Below are 563 nucleotides of genomic sequence, written 5' to 3'. Positions count from 1 at the left end.
CAACACCCATCACGGCACGACCAATGCGGTCTGTATGCCCGCTGTGCTGGATTTCAACGCCCCCGCCATCGCTGATCGCTTTCAGCAGGCCTCGGCTTATCTGGGCATCGACGGCGGCTTCGACGGCTTCCGCGCCTTTGTGCAGGAGTTCAATGACAGTTTCGCCATCCCGCGCAAGCTGTCCGATCTGGGCGTGACCGAGGCGTCGATTCCTGAACTGGTCAAAGGCGCGATCATCGATCCGTCCTGCGGTGGCAACCCGATTGAACTGACCGAAGACAACCTGACCGCGCTGTTCAAAGCGGCGCTTTAGTCGACATCGCGTTCGAAGAACAAGGTGCCGAGATCCGCATGAAAGGTCATACAAGAGGGGAGGGATACATGGACCAAGGCAGCGTCTAATTGTGATCGGTCTGCCTATCAATAAGAAATCGGCAGTATCCGGATTTTACCACCCAACGGAGGAAGTATTATGAAAAAAACCACGTCCAAGTTTGCAGCAATCGTCGCCGGTGCCCTGATGGCCACCGCAGCGGCCGCCGAAACCGAGCTGACCGTCTATA

Annotated in this window: 1 pseudogene; it reads left to right on the top strand. The window is 56.8% G+C overall.

Annotated elements, in window-relative coordinates:
- Positions 1-313 (top strand): annotated as a pseudogene (locus ACR0KM_RS20990) (iron-containing alcohol dehydrogenase); the annotation flags it as partial.
- Positions 314-563: the final 250 nt, after the last annotated feature.

The sequence above is a fragment of the Ruegeria sp. G10 genome, assembly GCF_056533645.1.
Note: the sequence above shows the minus strand (reverse complement) of the source record. Positions and strands in the feature narration are given on the sequence as shown.